14 protein-coding genes are annotated in these 14,538 nt (G+C 70.5%); 7 read left to right on the top strand and 7 right to left on the bottom strand.

From position 1 onward, the window contains the following. Position 1: 1 nt before the first annotated feature. A complete protein-coding gene (locus BLW09_RS07895) occupies positions 2-1,252 on the top strand; it encodes an MFS transporter (protein ID WP_089910771.1) in 1,251 nt (416 codons plus the stop codon). A 22-nt stretch (positions 1,253-1,274) separates the two neighbouring features. Here BLW09_RS07895 and BLW09_RS07890 read toward each other — a convergent pair whose 3' ends face one another. Genes BLW09_RS07890 through BLW09_RS07880 form a run of 3 tightly spaced genes read right to left on the bottom strand, consistent with a single transcriptional unit; the run spans position 1,275 to position 4,718 of the window. Continuing rightward, positions 1,275-2,108 carry an AMP nucleosidase gene (locus BLW09_RS07890; RefSeq protein WP_089910768.1) on the bottom strand — a complete coding sequence of 278 codons (834 nt, stop codon included), beginning with the start codon at positions 2,106-2,108 and terminating at the stop codon, positions 1,275-1,277. A 30-nt stretch (positions 2,109-2,138) separates the two neighbouring features. Continuing rightward, positions 2,139-2,894 carry a VIT1/CCC1 transporter family protein gene (locus BLW09_RS07885; protein WP_089910765.1) on the bottom strand — a complete coding sequence of 252 codons (756 nt, stop codon included), beginning with the start codon at positions 2,892-2,894 and terminating at the stop codon, positions 2,139-2,141. Between the two features lie 51 nt (positions 2,895-2,945). Then, complete coding sequence (locus BLW09_RS07880) at positions 2,946-4,718, bottom strand: DEAD/DEAH box helicase (RefSeq protein WP_089910762.1); 1,773 nt, start codon at positions 4,716-4,718, stop codon at positions 2,946-2,948. Positions 4,719-4,878: 160 nt separating this feature from the next. Here BLW09_RS07880 and BLW09_RS07875 point away from each other — a divergent pair, with 160 nt between their 5' ends. After that, the gene (locus BLW09_RS07875) at positions 4,879-5,667 is read left to right on the top strand and encodes an SGNH/GDSL hydrolase family protein (protein WP_089910759.1); all 789 of its coding nucleotides are present in this window, start codon (positions 4,879-4,881) and stop codon (positions 5,665-5,667) included. Positions 5,668-5,700: 33 nt separating this feature from the next. On the opposite strand, the gene BLW09_RS07870 is transcribed toward BLW09_RS07875, so the two are convergent. Next, positions 5,701-6,957 carry a D-alanyl-D-alanine carboxypeptidase family protein gene (locus BLW09_RS07870; protein WP_231947132.1) on the bottom strand — a complete coding sequence of 419 codons (1,257 nt, stop codon included), beginning with the start codon at positions 6,955-6,957 and terminating at the stop codon, positions 5,701-5,703. 19 nt (positions 6,958-6,976) lie between these two features. Then, on the bottom strand, positions 6,977-7,801 hold the full coding sequence (locus BLW09_RS07865) for a TrmH family RNA methyltransferase (protein ID WP_089910753.1): 825 nt from the start codon (positions 7,799-7,801) through the stop codon (positions 6,977-6,979). Positions 7,802-7,877: 76 nt separating this feature from the next. On the opposite strand from BLW09_RS07865, the gene BLW09_RS07860 reads away from it, so the two are divergent. Next, complete coding sequence (locus tag BLW09_RS07860; RefSeq protein WP_089910750.1) at positions 7,878-8,723, top strand: Sir2 family NAD-dependent protein deacetylase; 846 nt, start codon at positions 7,878-7,880, stop codon at positions 8,721-8,723. Between the two features lie 36 nt (positions 8,724-8,759). Beyond that, a complete protein-coding gene (locus tag BLW09_RS07855; protein WP_089910748.1) occupies positions 8,760-9,359 on the top strand; it encodes a histidine phosphatase family protein in 600 nt (199 codons plus the stop codon). Between the two features lie 85 nt (positions 9,360-9,444). On the opposite strand, the gene BLW09_RS07850 is transcribed toward BLW09_RS07855, so the two are convergent. Both BLW09_RS07850 and BLW09_RS07845 read right to left on the bottom strand, forming a co-directional pair. Beyond that, entirely contained in the window at positions 9,445-10,518 is a 1,074-nt protein-coding gene (locus tag BLW09_RS07850; protein WP_089910745.1) for a glycosyltransferase family 4 protein, read from the bottom strand. After that, complete coding sequence (locus tag BLW09_RS07845; protein WP_089910742.1) at positions 10,515-11,438, bottom strand: alpha/beta fold hydrolase; 924 nt, start codon at positions 11,436-11,438, stop codon at positions 10,515-10,517. Before BLW09_RS07845 ends, BLW09_RS07850 begins: the two co-directional genes overlap by 4 nt. 198 nt (positions 11,439-11,636) lie before the next feature. Between BLW09_RS07845 and treS the strand changes: the two genes are divergently transcribed. From treS to BLW09_RS07830, 3 genes are all read left to right on the top strand, one after another. Then, positions 11,637-13,346, top strand: coding sequence for a maltose alpha-D-glucosyltransferase (gene treS / locus BLW09_RS07840; protein WP_089910739.1), 1,710 nt, complete (start codon positions 11,637-11,639; stop codon positions 13,344-13,346). Positions 13,347-13,462: 116 nt separating this feature from the next. Continuing rightward, positions 13,463-14,149 carry an exonuclease domain-containing protein gene (locus BLW09_RS07835; protein WP_089910736.1) on the top strand — a complete coding sequence of 229 codons (687 nt, stop codon included), beginning with the start codon at positions 13,463-13,465 and terminating at the stop codon, positions 14,147-14,149. A gap of 69 nt (positions 14,150-14,218) precedes the next feature. Continuing rightward, positions 14,219-14,536, top strand: a complete 318-nt coding sequence (locus BLW09_RS07830; protein ID WP_089910733.1) for a DUF4190 domain-containing protein — start codon at positions 14,219-14,221, stop codon at positions 14,534-14,536. Positions 14,537-14,538 lie beyond the last annotated feature (2 nt).

Below are 14,538 nucleotides of genomic sequence, written 5' to 3'. Positions count from 1 at the left end.
CATGGCGCTCACGCTCTCTCCACTGCGGAACAGGCGCTTTCGACGGCTCCTCTGCGCACAGGCATTTCCCTGGCTGACGGCGAACGGCGCCACCATAGCCGTCGTCTTCGCCGTGCTGGACGGGAGCGACGGAGCGGTCGGGGCTGGGCTCGTGCTGGCCGCACGGGCCCTCCCCGCCCTCCTTCTCGGTTTGGTCGGCGGAGTCATCGCGGACCGCTGGAGCAGGCGGACGGTCGCCGCCGTGTGCGCCGCGGGCATGGCTGTCGCTCAATCCGCGGTGGCAGCGCTGATCTGGACGGGCGGCACGGGAATGCTCATCCCGCTGCTCCTCGTCGTGTTCGCGGCAGGGTCGGCGCAGTCGCTCGGCGCCTCCGCTCTCTTCGCGATGCCGCGCGAGTGCCTCCGCGACGACGAGCTCGCTCCTGCGCAAGGCATCCTGCGCTCCCTACGGAACGCCCTCGGAATCATCGGACCGGCAATCGCCGGCATCGTGATCGCATCGGGAGGGACGATCGGGATCCTGCTCGCTGACGCATGCGCATCCGTGCTCTCGGCGATCCTGCTCGCATCGCTCCCCGCACGGGCGACCGCAGGCCCCCCTGGGCCGCAGAACGCCGGAAGGCCGAGCGCCATCGCTCAACTCGCCCACGGATGGCACGCGTTCGTCGGACGGCGGTGGCTCGTGATCAGCGTTGCGGCCTTCGGGGCAGCCATGTTCGCGTGGTCCGGAGGCTATGCCGTCCTCGGTCCGCTGAGTCTCCGGCGCCTGGACGATGCGGCCGGCGTCTGGGGTCTCATCGCTGCGGGGCTCGCCGGAGGGTATGTGACGGGCTCCGTCCTGGCCATCACCTACCGTCCCAGCAGGCCCGTCTCGTGGAGCCTCTCCTGGCAGGCCGCGTCTGCACTCCCCCTCGTGCTCCTGGCCGCCGACGCCGAGCCCTTCCTGCTCGTGATCAGCGCACTGATCGCGGGATTCGGTCTCGAGCAAGCCGGGGCCGTCTGGGCGGCGGCGATGCAGGAGCACGTCCCTCCCGAAGAGCTCGGTCGGGTGTCCTCCTACGATTACGTCGCCTCATTCGGGCTGGTGCCGTTCGGCTATGCCCTCGCCGCCCCCTTCGCAGAGCTCGTGTCGGCGCCCGTCGCCCTCGGAGCGGCCGCACTCCTCATCGCCGCCCCGTGCATTGCGGCCGCCCTGTCACCCTCCACCCGCGCTGTACGCCACGGCAGCGCGGAGTTGACGCGCGCGTCCTGACAACCAGCGCAGGCGGATCCCGTCACTCGTCGAATCGCAGGTGCCGGACGCTGCGGCCGTTCCTCCGCACCAGCCGGAGGGCCTCGACGCCGATCCGGATGTGGCGCTCGACGAAGTCGCGCGACACGCCCTGGTCGCTCTCCGCGGTCTTCACGCCCTCCGGGGTCATCGGCTGATCCGAGATGAGCAGCAGCGCCCCGCTCGGGATGCGGTTGGCGAAACCCGCCGCGAACACGGTCGCCGTCTCCATGTCGACGGCCATGCAGCGCGTCCGCTTGAGGTACTCCTTGAACGTGTCGTCGTGCTCCCACACCCGCCTGTTCGTGGTGAACACGGTGCCCGTCCAGTAGTCCTGCTGGAAGTCGCGGATGGTCGACGACACGGCGCGCTGCAGCTGGAAGGCCGGAAGGGCGGGCACCTCCGGTGGCAGGTAGTCGTTCGAGGTGCCCTCGCCGCGGATGGCCGCGATCGGAAGCACGAGGTCGCCGAGCTTGTTCTTGCGCTTCACCCCGCCGCACTTTCCGAGGAACAGCGCCGCCTTCGGACACGCAGCGGTGAGCAGGTCCATGATCGTCGCCGCGTTCGGGCTGCCCATCCCGAAGTCGACCATCGTGATCCCGTCGGCCGTCGCGTTCGGCATCGACCGGTCGAGCCCGCGCACCTCTGCTCCGTACCACTCGGCGAAGCGCTGCACGTAGTCGCTGAAATTCGTCAGCAGGATGTACTCCCCGAACTCCTCCACCGGAGTGCCCGTGTAGCGCGGAAGCCAATCGCGGACGATCGCCTCCTTGTCCTTCATGCCGCCCTCGCCGGGCATCACGTTCGCCGCAGCCTCGCGGTCCTGCGCATCCACCATCCTGTGTCCCCCTCCGTCGTGCGGCGTCGGTCAGCCGGCGACGTTCGTGCCGAGCAGCGAACCGACGATGAAGGTGGCGGCCAGGGCCAGCGCACCGCCCACCACCACCCGGACCATGGCGCGACCGCGGGAGCTGCCCCCGATCCATGCCGCCACGTATCCCGTGACCGCCAGCGCCACGAGCACCGCAACGAACGTGACCGGGATGCGCAGCGTCGCGGGAAGCAGGATGGTCAGCATCGGCAGGATGGCGCCGCAGGTGAACGCCACGGCCGACGCGAGCGCCGCATGCCACGGGCTGACCACGTCGTCCTGGTCGATCCCGAGCTCGGCGGACAGGTGGGCGGCGAGGGCGTCGTGCGCGGTCAGCTCGACGGCGACCTGACGCGCCGTCGCCGGGGTCAGCCCCCGCTGCTCGTACAGGCCCGTCAGCTCCTCCAGCTCCTGCTCCGGCATCTCCGCCAGCTCCCGGCGCTCCTTCGCGATGAGCGATCGCTCGCTGTCGCGCTGGCTGCTCACGGAGACGTATTCGCCCAGAGCCATCGAGATCGCCCCGCCGACGAGCGCCGCCAGCCCCGCCGTGACGATCGCCGGGACGGAACTCGTCGCGCCGGCGACGCCGACCACCACCGCGGCGACCGAGACGATCCCGTCATTCGCCCCGAGGACGCCCGCGCGCAGCCAGTTCAGCCGCTGCGCCATGCCTCCGCGGTGCGGCTCGTCCGGATGCGCACCCTCCGGCGCCGTACCCTCCGGACTCCGGTCACCCGCTCCTGTATCGCTCATGGGCTCAGCCTAGGAACCCCGACGGGCGACCGCCAGCAAGGTTCGGCGACCCTAATGAGCGCCCAGCCGCTTCCGCAGGAAGTCGATCCTCGCCTGAAGCTGGGTGACACTGGCCTGCGCGACCGCCGGTCCGCCGCAGACCCGCCGCAGCTCGGCGTGGATGAGGCCGTGCGGCTCCCCCGAGTTCTTCGAATACAGCCCGACGAGGCTGTTCAGCAGCTGGCGCTGCTCCTTCAGCGTCCGGTGCAGCGTCGGCGGCGGATGCCCCTCCGCGGTCGGCGGCCGGGACGAGTGCCGGCGCGCCTGTCGTTGCTGCCGCTGCAGCAGAAGCTCGTGCACCTGCTCCGGCTCCAGGATGCCGGGGAGGCCGATGAAGTCGAGCTCCTCGTCCGTGCCCGGTACCGCGAAGCTGCCGAACTCCTTGCCGTCGTACAGCACGCGGTCGAAGTTGGCCTCCGACCCCAGCGCCTCGAACGCGAACTCCTCCGTCAGCGCCTCCGACGCGCGTTCCTCGCGATTCGCGTCGGCCACCATCGCGTCCTCGGGGTTCCACAGGTCGCCCTCGGTGTTCTCCTCGACGCGGTCGAGCGCGTGGTCGCGTTCCAGCTCCATCGCGTTCGCCAACGCCATCAGCGTCGGCACGTTCGGCAGGAACACGGATGCCGTCTCGCCGCGGCGCCGGGCGCGCACGAAGCGGCCGATCGCCTGCGCGAAGAACAGCGGGGTGGATGCGCTGGTCGCGTACACGCCGACGGCCAGCCGCGGCACGTCGACGCCCTCCGACACCATGCGCACCGCGACCATCCACCGCGAGTCGCCCTGCGCGAACTCGGCGATCCGGTCGCTGGCCTCCTTCTCGTCGGAGAGCACGACCGTGACCGGCTCTCCGCTGATCTGCTGCAGCAGGTCGGCATACGCCCGCGCCGCGTAGTGGTCCGTCGCGATCACCAGACCGCCGGCGTCGGGAATGGAGTTGCGCACCTCGGTGAGACGGCGGTCGGCCGCGGCCAGCACGGCCGGGATCCACTCGCCGCGCGGATCGAGCGCCGTCCGCCACGCCTGCGATGTGATGTCCTTCGTGTTGCCCTCGCCGAGCCGCGCCTCCATCTCGTCGCCTGTCTTGGTGCGCCAGCGCATGTGCCCGGCGTAGACCATGAAGATGACGGGACGGACGACGCCGTCCTCGAGCGCGCGGCCGTAGCCGTAGTTGTAGTCGGTGACCGACGTCCGGATGCCCTGGCGGTCGGGCAGGTAGGTCACGAACGGGATGGGCGCCGTGTCCGAGCGGAACGGCGTACCGGTGAGCGAGAGCCGCCGCGTCGCGCGCTCGAAGGCGTCGCGGATGCCGTCTCCCCAGCTCAGGGCGTCACCGCCGTGATGCACCTCGTCGAGGATCACCAGCGTCTTGTACGCCTCGGTGATGTCCTTGTGCAGGCTCGGCCGCATGGCCACCTGCGCGTAGGTCACCGCGGCTCCCCGGTAGTGCCGTGCATAGCGGCCATCGGAGTTCTTGAAGTCCGGATCGAGGTGGAGGCCGACCCGGGCCGCCGCCTCCGCCCACTGGCGCTTGAGGTGCTCGGTCGGCGCGACGACGGTGACGCGCTCGACGACCCGGCGCGACAGGAGCTCCGTCGCGAGCCTCAGCGCGAAGGTCGTCTTACCGGCGCCCGGCGTCGCCGCCGCGAGGAAGTCGCGCGGCTCGTGGACGAAGTACGCATCGAGCGCCTCCGCCTGCCAGGCACGCAGCTTGCCCGCGGTCCCCCAGGCGGCGCGCTCCGGGAAGGACGGCGACAGGTGCTCCGCGGCGAAGCTTCCCGCGTGCACGCCCGGGCGTTCGATATCTCCGCGCTCGATATCACCGCGCTCGAGACCACTGAGTTCGGGGTCACCGGAGGCCTCTTCCGGCTGGGGTGCTGCTGACGTCTCCACTTGGATCAAATCTACCGGAGCCCGCCGACACCGCCGTCCGATGCAGAATGGAGCAATGGCGGAAGCACAGCATCCCTGGTCCCGGTACGTCGCCCTCGGAGACTCGTTCACCGAAGGCATCGGCGATCCGGAGCCGGGGAGCCCAGGCGGCCACCGCGGCTGGGCGGATCGCGTGGCCGAGGTCCTGAGCAGGCAGACCGACGACTTCGCGTACGCGAACCTCGCGGTCCGCGGCAAGCTGATCCGCCAGATCCTGGACGAGCAGGTGGATGCGGCGGTCGCCCTCCGGCCCGACCTCATCACGATCTCGGCGGGCGGCAACGACGTCATCCGGCCGGGGACCGACCCCGACCAGATCGCGCTCCTGTTCGACGAGGCCGTCTCGCGGCTGAGCGTCGACGGCGCGACGATCGTGGTGTTCACCGGAGTCGACGTCGGCTTCTCGCCCGTCTTCCGCGGCATCCGCGGCAAGGTCGCGATCTACAACGAGAACGTCCGCGCCATCGCGGCGCGCTACGACTGCATCGTCGCCGACCAGTGGTCGCTGACCGAGATCCAGGACCAGCGGATGTGGGCGCCCGACCGCCTGCACCTCGCGCCGCTCGGCCACCACACCGTGGCGCGGATGGTCCTCGCCGCGCTCAACGTGGAGAACGACCTGCAGCCGCTGCAGCCGGAACCGCTCCCTCCGCGCACCTGGCGGCGTGCCCGCGCCGAGGACCTCTCGTGGGCGCGCGAGTACCTCGTGCCGTGGGTCCTGCGCCGCATCCGGCACCAGTCGTCCGGCGACCATGTCACGCCGAAGCGGCCGCAGGCGGGTCCCTTCCTGATCAGCGGCGACTGACCCGGCGTTCCGAGGCGGTGCTCCGGTCAGCGGCTAGGTGCCGAGGCCGCCCGGGTGCGCCAGCCGCCAGCCGAATCCCGGGTCCGGCACATCGCGCGCCAGCGCGAGCGGCACCGTGGCGGTGGTCCCGTTCAGGGTGAACGTGCCCTGTCCGAGGATGTCGCCCTTGAATCCGGACGACAGCGGTCGGGTCTGCAGGTCCACCCCGATCGGCGTGTCCGACCACACCAGGAACGACTTCGTCTCGGTCGCGACCAGCTTCGATGTCGCTCCCCAAGCGGTGGTGTACGTCCCGAACACCTGGCCCTTCTCGACCGGCGTCACCTGGTGGAAGCCGTTCTTCATGCTGGTGAGGAGCGCCTGGACACCCGCCCACAGGTCGTCGTGGGTGGGCGCGCCGAGCACGACGCCGAGCACCCGCACCTTCGTCGCACCGACCGGGAGCTCCGCCGAGAAGAGCAGGCAGTTGCCCGCCTCGTCCGTGTTGCCGGTCTTGATGCCGTCCATCCCCTCGAATCCGAGGAGGGTGTTCGTGTTGTCCTGCGACCCGGCTCCCGGCAGGTTCGCGTTCTTCTGCGAAACGATCGACGACAGCGCGGGCGACGCCAGCACGAGTTTCCCGATGCCGATGAGGTCCTTCGTCGTGCTCACGTTGCCGGGGTCGAGGCCGTCCGGGGTCGTGATCTTCGTTCCGCTGAAGCCGTTCTTCGCGAGCCAGTCGTTCGCGGCGGAGACGTAGGCGCTCGTCGAGCCGTACGCCCAGTTCGCCAGCGAGATCGCGTAGTTGTTCGCGGAGGGCAGGAGCATCGCCTCCAGCGCCTGCTTCTCGGTCATCGAGGTGCCCGCGACCACCGGCGCCCACGAACCGCCGGCCGCGACGACGTCGTGCCAGATGTTCACGTCGCGCTGCGTGAACGCGATGTCCGGACCCTGCTCGTCGCCGTTCAGCGGCTTCTTCTCCAGCACCACGAGTGCGGTGATGGTCTTCGTGACGCTGGCGATCGGCACGCTCGCGTCGCTGCCGTGCGACGCCGAGGCGCCCGGGTAGTCGGGGGCGACGATCGCGGACGAGCCGTACCCGGGCCACGCCAGCTGAGCGGCCGGCTGGACCAGCTGCTTGCCGTGCGCGGTGACGGCGGCTGTCGCCGGGACCGGTGCGACCAGCGACCCGACAACGTAGACGAACGCGAGGAGGACGGCGATCACGGTTCCGAAGACGACGATCCGGCGCCGGCGGTACACCGTCCGCGAGACACGGCGCGGCGGATCGACGAGAACTTGCTGGGGCACCCTCGGATTTTAGCGGCGGCTATCCCTGCTGCGGCTGAGAACGCGCGCGGAGCGCCCACAACGCAACCGCGGATGCCGACGCCACGTTGAGCGAGTCGACGCCGTGCAGCATCGGGATGGTGACGACGGTGTCCGCCGCCGCCAGGGCCCGGCGGCTCAGCCCGTCCCCCTCGGCTCCGAACACCATCGCGACGCGCTCCGGCGGGTCGGCCGCATAGGCGTCGAGCGTCACCGCATCGTCGGACAGCGCCAGCGCTGCGATGTCGAACCCCGCATGGTGCAGCAGCGGAACGGCGTCGTCCCACTCGGGCAGCCGGGTCCACGGCACCTGCAGCACCGTGCCCATCGACACGCGGACGCTCCGGCGGTACAGCGGATCGGCGCACCGCGGAGTGACCAGCACGGCGTCCGCGCCGAGGCCTGCGACCGAGCGGAAGATCGCGCCGACGTTGGTGTGGTCGACGATGTCCTCCAGCACCACGACGCGCCGCGCATCCCGCAGCAGGTCGGCGGGATCGGGCAGCGCCGGGCGGTGCATCGCCGCGAGGGCGCCGCGGTGCAGGTGGTAGCCGGTGAGCCGCTCCAGCACGGCCGCGTCGCCGACGAAGACCGGGACGTCGGGGTACGGAGCGAGCAGCGGCTCCAGGTCCGCAAGCCACTGCTCCTGCAGCAGCACGGACCGCGGACGGTGCCCGGCGGCCAGCGCGCGGGTGATCACCTTCGTCGACTCGGCGATGTACAGGCCGCCCTCCGGCTCGGTCACCCGCCGCAGAGCGACATCGGTGAGGCGCGAGTAGTCGGCGAGACCGTCGGCCTCCAGGTCGTCGATGCGGTGCAGGAGCATGGCTCTACACTGCCAGCCGCACGAAACAAATCGGAAAACTGGGGTGTTTAGACTCAGAGAGGATCTGGAGGTGCCTGTGACCACGCTGACGACCGAGCTCCCGCCGGAGCTCGCCCGCGGGATCGACCAGACCGTCGAGCTGCTCTCCGGCCGCCGTTTCGCCGTTCTGACCGGTGCCGGCGTGTCCACCGACTCCGGCATCCCGGACTACCGCGGCGAGGGCGCACCGCAGCGCACGCCGATGACGTTCCAGCAGTTCCTCGCCGACGACCGCTTCCGCAAGCGCTACTGGGCGGGCAGCCACCTCGGCTACCGCCGCTTCGCCGCCGCGCAGCCCAACGACGGCCACCGCGCCCTGGCGGCTCTGGAGTCGTCGGGCGCCGCGAACGGCGTCATCACGCAGAACGTCGACGGCCTGCACAAGCAGGCGGGGTCGCGCAAGGTCGTCGACCTGCACGGCGCGATGGACCGCGTCCTCTGCCTCGTCTGCGGCCAGATCTTCGCGCGCGAGGCGATCACCTCCCGCATCGACGCCGCGAACCCGTGGCTCGACACGGAGGGCGCCGTCGAGATCGCGCCGGACGGCGATGCCGTCGTCACCGATATCGACGCCTTCGTCGTCCCGGACTGCACCGTGTGCGGCGGACGCCTGAAGCCGGACGTCGTGTTCTTCGGCGAGTTCGTGCCCGCCGAGAAGTACCGCGAGGCCAGCGCGCTGGTCCGCTCGGCGGAGGCCCTCGTGATCGCCGGGTCGTCGCTTGTCGTCAACTCCGGCATCCGCCTGCTCGAGGAGGCCAGGCGCCGCCGCCTCCCGATCGTCATCGTCAACCGCGGCGCGACCAAGGGCGACGGTCGCGCGACCATTAAGCTGGACGGTGGGACGACGGAGACACTGGTCGAATTGGCCGAACGGCTGGCCTGAGCCGACGGCGCGCGTCCCGGTGACGAAAGGACGCGTGTGACCTTCATCTCGCTGGTGCGGCACGGCCAGACCGACTGGAACCTCGCGAAGCGCATCCAGGGCTCCAGCGACATTCCGCTCAATGCGACGGGCCGGGACCAGGCGGAGGCGACGGGACGCGCGCTCGCGGGCGGACGGTTCGACGCGATCTACGCCAGCCCCCTCTCGCGGGCGCTCGACACGGCGCGCATCATCGCCGGCCACGTCGGGCTGGGCGAGCCGGAACGCCTGCCGGCCGTCGCCGAGCGGCAGTACGGAGAGGCCGAGGGGCTGACCGGCGAGCAGATCCTGGCCCGCTGGCCGGACGGCATGCCCGTGCCGGGTCGCGAGACCCGCGACGAGGTCGTCGCCCGCGCCCTTCCCGCGCTCCGCGAGCTCGGGGAGCGGCACCCCGGCGAGAATCTCATCGTGGTCAGCCACGGCGGCGTCATCTCGTCGCTCGTGCGCCACGTCACCGACCACGCGCTGCCCGGACCGGGCGAGCTCATCCCGAACGGCTCCGTGCACCGCTTCCGCTACGACGACGGCGATCTGACGCTCGACCGCTTCAACCTCGGTCCGGAGGACCGCGACCTGTTCACCGCCTCCGTCATGTGACGGAACGCCACCCGGCCGCATCCAGGGGTCGCAACACGCCGTTCTGACCCGCCGATTACGGCGCGCCGCGACCCACAGACGACCGTCAGCGCGACGCGACGCCCTCGAGCACCGTGAGCAGCCGCTCCGCCGACGCGTCCCAGGTGTACCGGGCGGCCTGGGCGCGCGCGGCCGCCGACCGCGCCGCCCACACGCCGTCGTCCTCCAGGTGCCGGATGCGCGCGGCGAGCTGCTCCGGTGCGTCCGCGTCGAAGTACAGCGCGGCCTCCCCGCCGATCTCGCGGAAGATCGGGATGTCACTGACGACCACCGGCGTTCCGAGCGTCATCGACTCCACGAGCGGGATGCCGAACCCCTCGTCGTGCGACGCGGTCACGAGAGCGGTCGCCGCGGCGAGCGTCTCCGCGTAGTCCTCGTCGCTGGCGCCGTCGTGGAAGACGATCCGCGCCCCCGGGGCGAGCTCCGTCAGGCGCCGCCGTTCCGCATCCGTCACCCGGCTCATCAGGTGGAGCGTGTAGTCCGGTAGCAGCGCGGTGGCGCGCACCAGCGTGTCCACGTTCTTGTACGGCATGAACGAGCCCATGTAGACCAGGCTCCTGCTCTCCGCCGCCGTGCGCTCCGCCCGCCCTGGCGCGAGCTCGGGCATGTCGGCGGCGTTCGGGACGACGTGCACCGGCCGCTTGGTCAGACGGTGCTCGGCGATCAGCCCCTTCGTCGTCTCCGACACCGTGACGACGGCGTCCGATCGGTTCAGCAGGAGGCGCTGCGGCCACCAGGCCAGGTGGTACAGCCGCCAGAGTCCCCGAACGAACGCCGGCAGGTCGCGCGGCGGCGTCGGGTGCCGGTAGTAGATCAGGTCGTGGACGGTCAGCACGAGCCGGTACTTCCGGCCGAAGCCGCCCATCGTCTGCATCGGCGTGAAGACCACGTCCGGCCTGAGGCGGTTGACCGTCCGGGCGACCCACGGCTCCCCCACCGACGTGGGTGCGGGGATGATCTCCCAGGGCAGATCGGGCAGCAGGTCCAGCTGGCGGTGGTCGCTGATGAGCATGGTCACCGGGTGCAGCTTCGCCAGGGCCGTCACGAGCCCGGCGGTGTAGCGGCTGATGCCGTCGTGCCGGCCGATGCGGGTGTAGCGGCAGTCGAACAGGATCCTCACGGTCGCTCCTCCGCGAGCTCGGCGACGAACCGCTGGATGGCGCGGGCCGCGGCCGCCGGGGTCTCGTAGTGGATGAGGTGGCCGACCTCCGGGATGACGACGAGCTCCGCCGCCGGGAACACCGTCTGCAGGCGGTACTCGGCGATGATGGGCGTGATGTCGTCCTTCTCGGCGGCGACGAGCAGGGTGCGCTCCGGGATACGCGCCGCGTACTCGCTGACGTCGTGCGCGACGGAGGCGCGGAACGCCTCGAGCACGACGCGCCGGTCGCTGAACGCGGAGAAGTAACGGTCGTGCTGGTCGTGGATCCAGCGCCGCAGCGCCGGCTCCCTCGTCTTCGCCATGGCCATGCTCATCACGCGGACGATCACGCGGTTGCGCAGCAGCGCGAACCCGAGCCGCTCGGGGAGCACCGAGGCGAGCCAGTAGTAGAACACCGCGAGCCGCGTGAACACACCGCGCGGGCCCTCCAGGGCGGGCTGGCCGATCGGGTTCACCAGCACGACGCCGGCGGGACGGTCGGCGTCCGCTGCGGTGTCCGCATCCGCCAGCGCACCGGCGACGACGATGGACCCGAAGGAGTGGCCGAGCAGCACCACCCGGCCGCTCAGCCCCGACGCGTCGACGAAGGCGCGCAGCCAGCGGCCGTAGCCGGCGATGTCGTGCGCCGCCTCGGTCATCGGCGTCGACGCACCGAAGCCCGGGAGGTCGGGCGAGATCATGCGGATGCCGTGCAGTTGCGCGACCACCGGCTCCAAGCCGTGGTGATCGCCTCGGAAGCCGTGCACGAGCACCAGGGTGGTCGTCGCATCCCGGTCGCCGTAGTCCCAGCACCGCGTGGTCGAGCCCAGGACCGGGACCGCCTCTTCGCGCACGGGCACCCGCTCCAGAGCGGCGGCGTAGGGTGAGGAGACAGTCATCGCTCCCCAGTCTAGGCAGGACTGGACAGGGCACCGCTCGCACGCCCTAGACTTCACTGGATGTAATCGCTTGCACCGGATGCCGCTCCCCCGGCGGCCCGTCCGGCACCACTCGATGCATCACGCACCGTCCATGCACCGCCCCCGCTTCATCCCGCTCCGGCACCGCCCCCGAACCACCCCGCCAGAAGGAGAACCGTGAGTTTCACCGCGCCCATCACGCTGCCCGGGCTCGCCCTCGATCGGCAGTGGTACCGCCGGTCGGTCTTCTACGAGGTCATGGTCCGCTCGTTCGTCGACAGCAACGGCGACGGGTCCGGCGACATCGCGGGACTGACCTCGAAGCTCGACTACCTGCAGTGGCTCGGGATCGATGCGCTCTGGCTCCCGCCGTTCTTCCAGTCGCCCCTGCGCGACGGCGGCTACGACGTCTCCGACTTCACGTCGATCCTCCCGGAGTTCGGCACGATCGACGAGTTCCGCGAGCTCGTCACCAAAGCCCACGAGCGCAACATGCGCATCATCATCGACCTGCCCATCAACCACACCTCCGACCAGCACGAGTGGTTCCAGCAGTCGCGCTCCGACCCGGAGGGGCCGTACGGCGACTTCTACGTGTGGAACGACACGGACGACAAGTGGCCGGACATCCGCATCATCTTCGTCGACACCGAGGACTCCAACTGGGCGTTCGACGAAGCCAGGCGGCAGTTCTACTTCCACCGCTTCTTCTCGCACCAGCCGGACCTCAACTTCGAGAACCCGGCCGTGCACGAGGCGATGTACGACGTCGTCCGGTTCTGGCTCGATCTCGGCGTCGACGGCTTCCGGCTCGACGCCATCCCCTACCTCTACGAGTCCGACGAGGGCAACGGCGAGGGCGAGCCGAAGACCCACGAGTTCATCATCAAGCTGCGCGAATGGGTCGACCGCGAGTACCCCGGCCGCATCATGATCGCCGAGGCCAACCAGTGGCCGCGCGAGGTGGCGGCGTTCTTCGGCAGCGAGGAGGAGCCGGAGTGCCACATGGCCTTCGACTTCCCGGTGATGCCGCGCATCTTCTACGCGCTCCGGTCGCAGCAGGCCAGCGAGCTCGTCCGGGTGCTGTCCGAGACGACAGACGTGCCCGACGGTGCCGCCTGGGGCGTGTTCCTGCGCAACCACGACGAGCTGACGCTCGAGATGGTCAGCGAGGAGTACCGGCAGGCGATGTACGGCTGGTACGCCTACGACCCGCGGATGCGCGCCAACATCGGCATCCGGCGCCGCCTCGCGCCGCTGCTCGACAACTCCCGGGCGGAGCTGGAGCTGGCCCACGCGCTGCTGTTCTCGCTGCCGGGCAGCCCGTTCCTGTACTACGGCGACGAGATCGGGATGGGCGACAACATCTGGCTGCCGGATCGCGACAGCTCGCGCACGCCGATGCAGTGGACGCCCGACCGCAACGCCGGCTTCTCCAGCGCCGACCCGGGCAAGCTGTACCTTCCGGTGGTCCAGTCGCTGGTGTTCCACTACAACCAGGTCAACGTCGAGGCGCAGCTCGCGCAGTCGCGGTCGCTGCTGCACTGGATCCGCAACGTGATCCACGTGCGGAAGGCGCATCCCGTGTTCGGGCTGGGCGACATCCGCGTGCTGCCGACGGACCACGAGTCCGTTCTGGCGTTCGTGCGCTCGTACGAGGGCAGCGGCACGCACTTCGGCGACCAGCCGGAGGACGTGCTGTGCGTGTTCTCGTTCGCGCACAATCCCGTGTCGGTCACGCTGGAGGCGCCCGAGTTCGCCGGCCGCACGCTGTACGACCTGTTCGGAGGCGCGGAGTTCCCGACCGTCGCCGACGACGGCCGCTTCACGCTGACCCTCGGCACCCAGAACTTCTACTGGCTGCACATGGAGCCGCGCCGCGACTGACCCGTCCCCCTCCCGAGCTGCGACATCACGTCACCACTCGACCCGGATACCGGCAACGACTCACGACTCGGCGCGCCATCCACGGGGATGACGGTGGGTCGGCTTAGCGTGAGGGCATGAGCACGTGGCACCAGCGACTCGGGGTGTTCGACCTCGAGACCACCGGAATCGACGTCGAATCGGCCCGGATCGTCACCGCCCACGTCGGCCTCCTCGACGAGACCGGTGAGGTGCTGCACCGCCGCGACTGGCTGATCGACCCGCAGGTCGAGATCCCGGCCGAGGCGACGGCCGTCCACGGCATCACGACCGAGCGCGCCCGCGAGCACGGGATGGATGCGGCCAGGGCGGTCGCGGCGATCGTCGCGCAGCTGCGCAGCCTGTTCGATCGCGGCATCCCCGTCGTCGCCTACAACGCGCCGTACGACTTCACGCTGCTCGACCGCGAGGCCCGCCGCCACAGCGTCGCCCCGCTCGTCTCCCCCGGCCCCATCATCGACCCGCTGGTCATCGACAAGGCGGTGGACAAATACCGCCGCGGCAAGCGGACGCTCACGGTCACCGCGACCCACTACGGCGTCGACCTCCTCGCCGCCCACGACGCCGGAGCCGACGCCATCGCGGCCGGCCGGGTCGCGCAGGCGCTCGCCCGCATCCACGCCGAGGCCCTCGCCCTGGAGGCCGCTGAGCTGCACCGCCGCCAGGTGGACTGGTGCCGCGAGCAGGCCGCCGACTTCCAGGAGTACATGCGCCGGGAGCGCGACCCCGGGTTCACGACCTCGGGCGCCTGGCCCATCCGCTGAACCCCGGCTGAGCTGCCACCCGCATGCGGGGGCTTCTGCACGCGCCGCTGGGCCGCTAGATTGTGCCGCATGAGCGACTCCAACCTGAACCCGCAGCCCCTCCCGCCGCAGCAGCCCGCCGGCTACCAGCAGCAGTACCAGGGCGCGCAGCCCGGCTGGAACACCATGTCGATCGTGGCCTTCATCCTGTCCTTCTTCGTCAACATCGTGGGCATCATCCTGGGCTTCATCGCCCTCAACCAGATCAAGCGCACCGGCGAGCAGGGCCGCGGCCTCGCGATCGCCGCCATCATCATCGGCTTCGTCTCGGTGGCCTTCGGCATCATTTTCGCCATCATCTTCTTCGCGTCGCTCGGCGCCGCGATGAGCAACTACAACTACAACTGACC

This window comes from Leifsonia sp. 21MFCrub1.1 (assembly GCF_900107895.1).
GTDB classification, from domain to species: Bacteria; Actinomycetota; Actinomycetes; order Actinomycetales; family Microbacteriaceae; genus Leifsonia; species Leifsonia soli.
This window is presented reverse-complemented; position numbering and strand designations above follow the sequence as displayed.

What these genes read in the sequence shown, in the direction of transcription:
- BLW09_RS07895 (WP_089910771.1), top strand. Translation starts at nt 2, where the DNA reads ATGGCGCTCACGCTCTCTCCACTGCGGAACAGGCGCTTTCGACGGCTC.
- BLW09_RS07890 (WP_089910768.1), bottom strand. Translation starts at nt 2,108, where the DNA reads ATGGTGGATGCGCAGGACCGCGAGGCTGCGGCGAACGTGATGCCCGGC.
- BLW09_RS07835 (WP_089910736.1), top strand. Translation starts at nt 13,463, where the DNA reads ATGAGCACGTGGCACCAGCGACTCGGGGTGTTCGACCTCGAGACCACC.
- BLW09_RS07865 (WP_089910753.1), bottom strand. Translation starts at nt 7,801, where the DNA reads ATGCTCCTGCACCGCATCGACGACCTGGAGGCCGACGGTCTCGCCGAC.
- BLW09_RS07875 (WP_089910759.1), top strand. Translation starts at nt 4,879, where the DNA reads ATGGCGGAAGCACAGCATCCCTGGTCCCGGTACGTCGCCCTCGGAGAC.
- BLW09_RS07885 (WP_089910765.1), bottom strand. Translation starts at nt 2,894, where the DNA reads ATGAGCGATACAGGAGCGGGTGACCGGAGTCCGGAGGGTACGGCGCCG.
- BLW09_RS07845 (WP_089910742.1), bottom strand. Translation starts at nt 11,438, where the DNA reads ATGACTGTCTCCTCACCCTACGCCGCCGCTCTGGAGCGGGTGCCCGTG.
- BLW09_RS07830 (WP_089910733.1), top strand. Translation starts at nt 14,219, where the DNA reads ATGAGCGACTCCAACCTGAACCCGCAGCCCCTCCCGCCGCAGCAGCCC.